Origin of the sequence: Clostridium sp. ZS2-4, from assembly GCF_026719745.1 — a bacterium.
Taxonomy (GTDB): domain Bacteria; phylum Bacillota; class Clostridia; order Clostridiales; family Clostridiaceae; genus Clostridium_H.
Map to the genome: position 1 here is coordinate 200769 of NZ_JAPPRQ010000015.1, position 10946 is coordinate 211714.

Below are 10946 nucleotides of genomic sequence, written 5' to 3' on the forward strand. Positions count from 1 at the left end.
TCACCATCATAAAAAAAGAATTGAATAAAAGTAAGCCAGCATGACAATGAAATAAATGTTTTGCTGGCTTACATTCAAATTTATAGTGAACTAACGAATTTCACCATGTCTCTCATAATTTGTTATTTCAGCTATTGAGTTATCTTCATTTACAAAAACTACTTTAGGTTTATGTTCTCTATATTCTTCTTCATCAATTTCACAGTAGCACATAATTATAATCTTATCTTGGGGTTGTACACATCTTGCAGCAGCTCCATTTAAACATATTACCTTACTTCCAGGCTCACCAGCTATGACATAGGTTTGAAATCTGTTACCATTATCGATATCTACTATATCAACCTTTTCATATTCCAATATATTTGCAGCCTCCATTAATTCTTTATCTATTGTTATGCTTCCTACATAATTCAAGTCGGCTTGTGTTACTACCGCTCTGTGTATTTTTGATTTTAATATATTTAACTTCATTATTTTTCCTCCTTTGTAAATGTGAAATTATCTATAAGACGAGTCTTACCTATATAAACTGCAAGTGCTATAAGTATTGATTTTTCAATTTTTTCTACAGGCTTTAATGATGAACTATCTACAATTTCAATATAATCTATTTTTGAAGAAGGTACCTTAGTTATTTTTTCTTTAATAGCTTCTCTTATTTTAGAAGAAACTGTTTCACCTTTTTCTAATAGTTCTTTTGCTTTCTTAAGACTTTTGGTTAAACATAAAGCTTCTTCTCTTTCTTCTGGTGAAAGGTAAGTATTTCTTGAACTTTTAGCAAGTCCATCTTCTTCTCTTACAATTGGGCAGCCTACAATTTCTATATCGAAATTTAAATCTCTAACCATTCTTTTGATAACAGCTAGCTGCTGAGCATCTTTTTCACCAAAATAAGCTCTATCAGGAGTTATAATATTAAATAATTTTGAAACTACTGTACACACTCCTGTAAAATGTCCTGGTCTTTTAGCTCCACATAATTCATCTGTAAGGCCCTCTACATTTACATAAGTTGCTGCATCCTCAAAATACATTTCCTTTGGTTCAGGATTAAATACTAAATTAGCCCCAGCTCCTTCGCAAAGTTTTGCATCTCTGTCCATATCCCTTGGATATGTAGCTAAATCCTCATTTGGTCCAAATTGAATAGGATTTACAAAAACACTTACTACTACCTTATCATTCTCTGCTACTGCTCTATCAATAAGACTTTTATGTCCTTCGTGGAGATAGCCCATAGTAGGTACAAGCCCTACAGATAATCCTTCTTTTCTCCATTCTTTTATACATTGTCTAACTTCATTTATAGTATGAGCTATTTTAAAGTTGTGCATTTAAATACATCCTCCCTTAAGCTAATATCTTTATTTTAATTTTAAAATTTTTGAATTTAGTAATAAAGGCTTTAAATATTTGAATTATTTCATTTTGAATAAAAGGAAATATAGGGTGGATGAAATACCCGAAGGAACCTGAATTGTCTATATTCGAAAAGACTTTAGCGGATAATAAGTCACTAGTGTGACATATAATTTTAGTCTTTAAGTTATACTTTTGCATATTCTGCTTTATGCTATTAAATAGAGTTGTAATAAAGATTATATCGCTATCCGTAATAAGATTTTTTAATGATATGTTTTTAAGTTCATAGATTTTGATATTTTTAATGCAGTCTGGTAGGTACTGCTATAATATTCTTTAAGCTTTCTAGTATTGATAGAAAAATATTTCTTTAAAGAAAAGCCTACTTGTACAACTATAGCTGTCTCATTCTAATGATATGAGCAGAATAAATATTAAATTTGAATACGACAAACTGGTGCAGTTCCATAGGATACTACCCATTTTGCATTATTTTAACACATAAATTGCATTATTTCAAAATATTTATTTTGTTTTGGCAGTGTAATTATCATGAAACAGTACAAATATGTCTTAAATTTGAGTTTATTTGTATTAAATAGATTTATTTTCAATGGAGCAATTCTGTATAATTTCAACTAAGTCAAAAGGATTATTTAACTTATAATTTGGTGAAATATTTTTCATTTGGTCATCCAAATGCTTGCCTAGAACTGCAATTAAATCGTCATGCTCTACTTTCTTATCTAATATTTTTTCTACGGAAATTTATATTTTTTATAAACTATGTTCTTATTAGTCATTTTAAATAAATAGCAACAAAGGAGTAAAAATCTACAATTTTTTACTCCTTTGTATATTGGTTAAATAGATAATTTAAATTTGTTTTCAGAGTTATTAATACATATACCATTCTTGATGGATATTATTCTATCTGCCAGCATTTCTGATTCATAAGGGTCATGAGTAACTAAAATGACACTTATCTTGAATTCTTTTTTATATTGTAGAAATTCTTTATATACTATTCCTTTTGTATCTTTATCTAATGCTGAAAAAGGTTCATCAAGCAGCAGTATGTTAGGTTTCACAGCTAATGCCCTTGCCAGGGCAACTCTTTGTTTTTCTCCACCAGATATATGATTGGGCTTTCGGTTTTTTAGATGTTCAATTTTAAAAGTTTCAGTTATATACTTAATGTAATCCATATTATAGCTCTTTAGATTTTTTACTCCAAACAAAATATTTTCTTCTACTGTCATATGAGGAAAGAGGGCATAATTTTGAAATAAATATCCTATATGTCTATTTCTTATTGGTAAATTTATATTATCAGAAGACGAAAATACTATTTTATCATCTATTTTAATAAGCCCTTTATCTGGAGTTTTAATGCCAGAAATACAATCTAGAATTGTGGTTTTGCCTGACCCAGATGAACCCTGTAGAGCAACTACTTCATTATCGATGGTGAAGCTGCAATTTAAATCAAAATAATGTAATTTTTTTACTATATCTAATTCAATCATCTAATCTCCCTCGTTTGGTTATTAATATATGGAATTATTTCAAAGTATTAAGAGTGCAGCTTATTATAATCTTTCTTTTTTAACCAGGTATTTAGTCCAAATACTAAAATAAAACTAAAGACTACAACTACTGCCAAAAGAGTATTGGCCACTTCTGTATACCCATTATCCACTGCGAAATATATTGCAGTAGGAATAGTTTGAGTTTTCCCAGGAATATTTCCTGCAACCATTAGAGTTGCGCCAAATTCTCCAAGAGCTCTTGCAAAAGACAATATAATTCCACTTACTATTCCAGGCCATGCTAGAGGAAATGTTATTTTCCAAAAAATACGCCATTCACCTGAGCCCAAGGTTCGTGCTGCATTTTCATATGTATGGTCAACATTTAAGAAGGCAGCCTTGCAGCTTTGATACATCAGCGGCAGTGCAACTACCGATGCAGCAATACAAGCAGCTGCTGGGGTAAAGATAAGAGTTATACCAAAGATATTGTATAAAAATTTCCCTAAAAATGATCTTTTGCTTAACAAAATAAGCAATCCATAACCTGTAATAGTTGGAGGAAGAACCATTGGCATTATAATTAAGGATTCAAGTATATCTTTTGCTTTAAAATTATACTTAGTAAATATTCTACTCAAAAACATCCCAATTATAAATGTAAAAATTGTAGATATAAAAGCTATTTTTAATGAAAGAATAATTGGTGATAATATCATAATTTTACCTATTTCCCAGCAGAATTAAATCCATATTTTTTAAATACATTTTGAGCATCAGTACTAGTTAGATATTCCATAAATTTTTTTGCACCTTCCTTGTTTTTACTGCTTTTAACCAATGCCATTGGATATACGATAGGCTTATGTGATTTTTCATCAAAGCTTTCTGCTATATAACTTTTTTTCAAGGTATAAGTATCACTGTTATAAACAATTCCAGCAGCAGCTTCACCACTTTCTACATACTGAGCAACCTGTTTAACTGTTTTTCCATACACAAGTTTATCAGCAAGAGGCTCCCACAATTTATAATATTCCATAGTTTGTTTTCCATATTTTCCAGCAGGAACAGATTCAGGTTCCCCAATACTAAGTTTTACATCAATACCTTTAATATCAGAAAGTTTTTTTATTTTTTCTTTATATTCCTTGGATACAATTAAAACAAGTGAGTTTTTTAATAAATCAACTCTAGTGTCTGTGTCAATAAAATTCTTTTCCTGAAGTGAATCCATTTTACTTTTTGAAGCTGATAAGAATAAATCTGTTGGTGCCCCTTGTTCGATCTGTTTTTGTAAAGCACCAGAAGATCCAAAGTTTAATGTTACTTTTGCACCAGTTTTTTCTTCATACATTTTTTTAATTTCAGTCAATGATTCTGTTAAGCTTGCTGCAGCTGATACTGTTATATCTAAAGTTTTGGTATCAGTAGTTTTTTTAGCTTCGTTTTCGTTTACTTTGGAATTTCCACATCCAAATAAACCTAAAATCAAAGTACATGAAATTAAAATACTAAAAATTTTTTTCATAGTAAATCCCTCCTGAATTTTTATCCCATGACCAGCGTAAAGTCTCAGGATTTTAGTTGAACTGTATGTCTACTATCAATATAAAATTAATAATTGTTTTAGGCAAGTTAAAAATACCACAATGTAGGTAAAAAATGTATTAAATTCTAATAAATTGTCATAAATACTTCATAAATCTTACTTTATGTAACTTTATAATAGTATTTTAGTATGAAATAGATAATGATTGCTAATCCCATGAATATATCAATACTAAAAATTGATATATTGATTAGTTTTAAATAAAGTGATATAGTATTTACGACAGTGTATATACAGATGCATACTCATTGATGAAACGAGGTGTAAAGATAATGAGAAATATTAGAGATGAAATTATAAAATTAAAAAAAGAAAGAAATGCAGTTATATTGGCGCATTATTATCAAGAGCCTGAAATTCAGGAAATAGCTGATTATACAGGAGATTCTTATTATTTAAGCAAAGTGGGAAGAGAATGCACAGAAGAAACAATTGTCTTCTGTGGTGTAAAATTCATGGCTGAAAGTGCAAAAATCCTTTCACCAGATAAAAGGGTTCTTTTACCTAACAAGGATGCTTTATGCTGTATGGTTTATATGGCTGATGCAGAGCAAGTTGGAAAAGTAAAACGAGAATATCCAAATGCAAAAGTAGTTTGCTATGTGAATTCGTCTACTGAGGTTAAGTCAGTATCAGATGTATGCTGTACATCTTCCAGTGCCATTAATATAATCAAGAATATAGACAGCGATGAAATAATTTTTGTACCAGACAGAAATTTAGGCAGTTATGTGCAGGAAAAAATACCTGAAAAGAAGATTATATTATGGAATGGATGCTGTAATGTCCACGACGTTATAGATGCGGAAGAAATTGAAGATGCAAAAGAAAAATATGGACAGGATGTTAAAGTGTTAGTCCATCCTGAATGTAAGAAAGAAGTTAGAGATTTGGCTGATTTTATAGGAAGCACAGGAGAAATAATAAAATTTGCTTCTTCTGATGATTCACTTAAGTATCTCATTGTAACAGAAGTAGGAATTCTTCATGAGCTTAAAAAGAGAAATCCTAATAAGGAATTTTATACTCTGGATATGGTTTGCAGAAGTATGAAGATAACTACTCTGGAGGATGTATATAATTGTCTTAAGGATTTAAACAATGAAATACAGCTTGATGAAGATATGAGAAACTCTGCACATAAAGCGCTTCAAAATATGCACATTCTTGGAGGCTGATAATATGAATATTTATGCAGATGTGCTTATAGTAGGAACAGGAATTGCAGGTATGTACAGTGCCTTAAACTTAAGAAAAGATTTAAATATAGTTATGATAACTAAATCAACCATTGAAGAGAGTAATTCTTATCTTGCTCAAGGGGGGATATCTACTGCCAAAAATGAGAAAGATAAAGCTGTATTTATTCAAGATACTTTAAAGGCAGGTATATATATAAATGATATAACAGCAGTAGAATTGCTTGCCGCTGAGTCAAGGGAAAATATAAAAAATCTTACTGACTTTGGGGTAGAATTTGATAAGGCTAAAGATGGTTTTGATTACACAAAAGAAGGGGCTCATAGTATAAATAGAATTGTTCACTGTGCTGATGAAACAGGAAGAAAGGTTTCACAGGTTTTAATAGAACAAGTTAAGGTAAGAGAAAATATAAAAATATATGAAAATACTTGCTGTATAGATATATTAAAAGAAAGTAATAACTGTAAAGGTGCAGTTGTTTTAAAAGGGGGCAATTTAATAAATATATATGCAAAGACTACAATACTGGCATGTGGAGGCATTGGAGGATTATTTAAAAATTCTACTAATCAAAGAAGTTTAATAGGTAGTGGTCTAGGTATTGCAATTAGAAATAATATTGCAGTTAAAGATATGAATTATATTCAATTTCATCCTACTGCATTATATGAAGGAGAAACTGAAGGAAAAAGATTTCTAATTTCAGAATCTTTAAGAGGCGAAGGGGCAATATTAGTTAATAAATATGGGGATAGATTTGTGGACGAACTTCTTCCGAGAAATGTGGTTGCAGAAGCTATACTGGAAGAACAAAAAAAAACAAATTCCAGATATGTATATTTAGATATAACTCATATGCCAGCACAATTTATTATAAATAGATTTCCATGTATATATAAGGAATGTAAAAAAAGAGGATTGGATATAATAAAAGAGAGGATACCGGTAACTCCTGCTCAACATTACTTTATGGGAGGAATAAAAGTAGATAATAACTCAAAAACTTCTATGAAGAATTTGTTCGCTTGTGGGGAAGCTAGTTGTACTGGGGTACATGGGGCAAATAGACTTGCTAGCAATTCGCTTTTGGAAGCATTAGTATTTTCGAGAAGGGCGGCTATTTTTATAAATAAAGTTATTGATGGTATTAATGTAAATTTTGTTTCAAACTATATACATTATAATCAGGCATTAGAGATTAATACATTAAATAAAAAAATAGTAATAAATGAATTTATGAGAATTAGAGGGGATATAAAGGATGAACTGGTTAGTTGTTGATGAGATATTAAAGACTGCACTTAAAGAAGATGCTGCAAATGGGGATATAACTACAAGTTCAATTGTGGATAAAGATAGCGTTTGTTCCGTTGATATAATAGCAAAAGAAGATGGTATTATTGCTGGAACTGACGTATTTAGAAGAATTTTTACTCTTTTAGGAGAAGTTCAAGTTGAATTTAATGTAAGTGATGGAGAGAAAGTTAAAAAAACGCAGGTATTAGGTAAAATCCAAGGCAATACTTATAATGTGTTATTAGGTGAGAGATTAGCACTTAATCTTCTTCAGCGAATGAGTGGTATTGCTACTATTACCAGAATGCTTGTGAAAAAGATAGAAGGTACAAAAGCAAGACTTTTAGACACCAGAAAAACTACTCCTAATCTTAGAGTACTTGAAAAATATGCAGCAAAGATTGGCGGGGCGTGTAATCATAGATTTAATTTATCTGATGGGGTTTTGATAAAGGATAATCATATAGGTGCTGCAGGAGGAATAAAAGAAGCTGTAGGTATGGTAAGAAACAATGTGTCTTTTGTAAGAAAAATAGAGGTTGAAGTGGAGAGTTTGCAGCAGGTTAGAGAAGCATTGGAATCAGGGGCAGATATAATAATGTTGGATAATATGGATACAGAAACAATGAAAAAAGCTGTAGAAATTATAGCTGGAAAAGCTTTAACAGAAGCTTCAGGAAATGTGAATTTAAACAGAATAAGAGATATTGCCGCTACTGGAGTGGATTTTATATCCGCAGGAATGATTACTCATTCTGTAAAAGCTTTGGATATAAGCATGAAAAATTTAAAAATAACTTATTAAAATGACTTGTTTTAAATAAAGAGATTGAAAAAACTAGTCCAGTGGGTTTACTCCACTAGACTAGTTTTTTGGTTTAAAAATGAGTTCTCAAATTCAGCAGCTTCAACAGGTTTTCCAATTAAATAACCCTGTATGGAATCACACTTTAATTCTTTTAAAATATTAAGGTGTTCATTAGTTTCTATACCTTCAGCAACCACCTTTAGATTTAAACTATGAGCCATCATTATTGTTATTTTAATTATTTCAAGATTTTTAGTGTTCTTATCGATATCTGTAATAAGAGACTTATCTATCTTTAAGGTGTTAATTGGCAAGCTGCTTACATAGCTTAAAGAAGAATAGCCTGTTCCAAAATCATCTAGAGAGATAGTTACTCCTAATTCTCTCAAGGTTTTTAAAGTATTTATAGTTAAGGAAACATCCTCCATAGCTTCATCTTCAGTAATTTCTAAGTTAAGATAAGATGGAGAGAGTTTTGAGTGATTTAAGGCATCAGTTACTATATCTATAAAGTTTTCCTGCTTTAGTTGATTAAAAGAAATATTTACAGAAATATAGAAGTCTCTATAGCCTTTTTCATGCCACTTTTTACACTGTTTACAGGCATTGAACAGAACCCAGTTATCTATATGAACAATTTCACCTATATCTTTAGCCTTTTGAATAAAGTCATTAGGATAGATAAGCTTATCTTCAAATTTCCATCTTATTAAAGCTTCAGCGCCCAATAAATTCAATTGGTTTATATTGTTTATTGGTTGAAAATGAAGTATAAATTCATTGTTTTTTAGTGCTTTTCTCAGGTTATTTTCCATAACCAGCTCAGTTAAAGCTTGAGAATTCATGTTTTCAGAATAAATTTTATAAGTATATCCACCACTATTTTTAGCTACATACATTGCAGAATCAGCATTTTTCATTAATGTTGGTAAATCATCACCATTATCAGGATAAAAGCTTATACCTATGCTGCAACCAACATAAATTTCATGATTTTGATAATTAATAGGAGATTTTAAAACATTACAAATTTTTTCAGCCAGATTTTTAGTTTCATGAGGAAAGCAGATATTATTTTGAACTATAATAAATTCATCTCCACCTAGTCGACCGAGCAAGTAGTTTTCATTTAGTATGAATTGCAGCTTGTCAGCTACCTTTTCCAGTATATAGTCTCCGGCATTGTGACCTAAGCTGTCATTAATATTTTTAAAATTATCTAAATCAATAAAGAAGAGAGCAAACTTGGTTTTGTTTTCTTTTATTATTAGTTCTATATTTTCCATTATATTTTTGCGATTTGAGAGTCCTGTTAGTGTATCATAATAGGCAAGTTGGATTAATTTACTCTCAGATTTTTGGAGTGTTTCAAACATAGTGTTAATTTCTTTGTTCAGTTCAGTTATTTCATCATTGCCTTTTAATTCTAGTCTATGTGATAAATCGCCTGTATTAGTAATTTCATCAACTGTAGTTTTAATAGACAATATTTTTTTTATTATTGTTTTATTTAAAAATGTTATCACCAATATAATACATAAAAGGGATATTACAAATAAAATAACAAGATATAAAGTAAGGCTGTTTTCAGCAGTTTTGTAAATATCTCTTGGCATATCTACAGTAATTATTAAAGCAGGAGCGGAGAATATATCATTAATCAAAGCATATCCTGTTATAGTATTTTTATCCTTGATTTTTACATAGGTGTTATTGGAAGGATTATAAGTAATAGTATTTTCCAATATATTTTTATCATAGTTCTGTACTTTTATATTAAGGTCTAAATCAGCTGAAAGGGTTTTAAGTGCCTGATTATCAAAATATTTTACTAAAATAAAAGTACCTTTTACTGGACCACTACTGTCATTTTTCACCACAGGCTGTGCACTAATGAAAATAGGTAGATTATTATGTATCAATATCCCAGTAAATCTTTTAGAATTAGTAAATGAATTAACTCTAGATATAATATCCCTTTGAACATTATGGTCTAAATCAGATGAAGTGTATAAAGTACTGGTTATAGTTTTATTAAATATAATTTCACCTGAATTATTTATAAAGGCTAAAAAGGATATATTTAAATTTTTGAAGCTGTTTAAATCATCGCTAAAATTAGAATCTATAAAATGTTTATTGTGATTTTCCATGAATTCATAAGTCTCATCCCACTGAGAATATTCCAAATTAAGTGAAGTGAGAGCTTGCATGTCTTTTTTTATAAAGTGTAAAACTCTTGTAGTATTTGATAAAGTTTTTGAAAATTCTATTTCATTAACATTTCTTATTAAAAGTATTTTAGAAAAAAAATATATCAAACAAATTGCAGTAAAAATAGATACTATTGTTAGTTTTATAATTTTTGTATATAATTTCATTTTTTATATACACTCCTCTGTAAGTTAAAGTTTTAGTCGCTTGCAGAATTCCACAAGCATTGATTTGCCTAACTTTTAAGCCGGTAGGCTTTTATATTTTCCTCCACTGCGACATAATAGAATTACACCACATAAAACCAAACACCACAGAGGAGGAGAACAAACATGTTTTGTCTTAATAAAAATAAACAATTTAATTTTTTTGAAAAGGTATCTGATTTAAAAGCTTTGGCTTCAAAGCAACCCGTAGGGTTCATAACTTTGCTTTCTGACAATTTTGATATTGAAAGCTTTATTCCTAGTTCTTTTACAGAACATTATTATGCCGATTTAGGCAGGAATAGAGAATATGCACTTTCTTCCGTATTATCAGCTCTAATTTTAATGCAAATTTTTCATATACCTACTACCGTATTGTTAAATCTATTTCTTGTATTTTCTACTCAAATAAGAGAATTTTGTGGCTTCTATAATTCGGTACCAGATGAGTCTTTTTTTAGTAGATTTAAAACTACCTTTGAAACTGATATTGCTAATTTATTTGATTCCATGGTTCCTAAAATTATTAATATCTGTGAAGAAATTAATAATAATCTTCCAGATAATTCTCCCTATAAAAGTTTTAATTCTATGCTTATATATGATACTTCTGGCTTAAAACCAAGAGTTAAAGAAAATAATCCAAAAACACTGGTATCCGAAATTAATAGACAGAAAGCTTATGCTAAAGCCAAAAATAAAAAAAGTTT

At 29.7% G+C, this 10946-nt stretch carries 10 protein-coding genes; 4 read left to right on the forward strand and 6 right to left on the reverse strand.

The genetic code is table 11. The features are described 5' to 3' along the window. Positions 1–90 precede the first annotated feature (90 nt). The 5 genes from panD to modA form a co-directional block, all read right to left on the reverse strand. Positions 91–474 (reverse strand): aspartate 1-decarboxylase, encoded by a 384-nt coding sequence (panD, locus tag OIO11_RS03470; RefSeq protein ID WP_268069968.1) that lies wholly within the window; start codon positions 472–474, stop codon positions 91–93. Further along, entirely contained in the window at positions 474–1337 is an 864-nt protein-coding gene (gene panC, locus OIO11_RS03475; RefSeq protein WP_268069969.1) for a pantoate--beta-alanine ligase, read from the reverse strand. Before panC ends, panD begins: the two co-directional genes overlap by 1 nt. An 891-nt stretch (positions 1338–2228) precedes the next feature. After that, positions 2229–2894, reverse strand: coding sequence for an ATP-binding cassette domain-containing protein (locus tag OIO11_RS03480; protein ID WP_268069970.1), 666 nt, complete (start codon positions 2892–2894; stop codon positions 2229–2231). Positions 2895–2941: 47 nt separating this feature from the next. Continuing rightward, positions 2942–3616: a molybdate ABC transporter permease subunit gene (gene modB, locus OIO11_RS03485; RefSeq protein WP_268069971.1), complete on the reverse strand. Its 675-nt coding sequence runs from the start codon at positions 3614–3616 to the stop codon at positions 2942–2944. An 8-nt stretch (positions 3617–3624) separates the two neighbouring features. Next, positions 3625–4428: a molybdate ABC transporter substrate-binding protein gene (gene modA / locus OIO11_RS03490; protein WP_268069972.1), complete on the reverse strand. Its 804-nt coding sequence runs from the start codon at positions 4426–4428 to the stop codon at positions 3625–3627. Positions 4429–4781: 353 nt separating this feature from the next. Here modA and nadA point away from each other — a divergent pair, with 353 nt between their 5' ends. Genes nadA through nadC form a run of 3 tightly spaced genes read left to right on the forward strand, consistent with a single transcriptional unit; the run spans position 4782 to position 7813 of the window. Then, on the forward strand, positions 4782–5687 hold the full coding sequence (gene nadA, locus OIO11_RS03495) for a quinolinate synthase NadA (RefSeq protein ID WP_442781210.1): 906 nt from the start codon (positions 4782–4784) through the stop codon (positions 5685–5687). Between the two features lie 4 nt (positions 5688–5691). Further along, the gene (locus OIO11_RS03500) at positions 5692–6993 is read left to right on the forward strand and encodes an L-aspartate oxidase (protein WP_268069973.1); all 1302 of its coding nucleotides are present in this window, start codon (positions 5692–5694) and stop codon (positions 6991–6993) included. Beyond that, entirely contained in the window at positions 6974–7813 is an 840-nt protein-coding gene (gene nadC, locus OIO11_RS03505; RefSeq protein ID WP_268069974.1) for a carboxylating nicotinate-nucleotide diphosphorylase, read from the forward strand. The genes OIO11_RS03500 and nadC overlap by 20 nt, the downstream gene beginning before the upstream one ends. A gap of 47 nt (positions 7814–7860) precedes the next feature. Here nadC and OIO11_RS03510 read toward each other — a convergent pair whose 3' ends face one another. Beyond that, positions 7861–10197, reverse strand: coding sequence for an EAL domain-containing protein (locus OIO11_RS03510; RefSeq protein WP_268069975.1), 2337 nt, complete (start codon positions 10195–10197; stop codon positions 7861–7863). 165 nt (positions 10198–10362) lie between these two features. Between OIO11_RS03510 and OIO11_RS03515 the strand changes: the two genes are divergently transcribed. Continuing rightward, positions 10363–10946: transposase (locus OIO11_RS03515; RefSeq protein WP_268069976.1), on the forward strand; the 584-nt coding region annotated here is incomplete at its 3' end.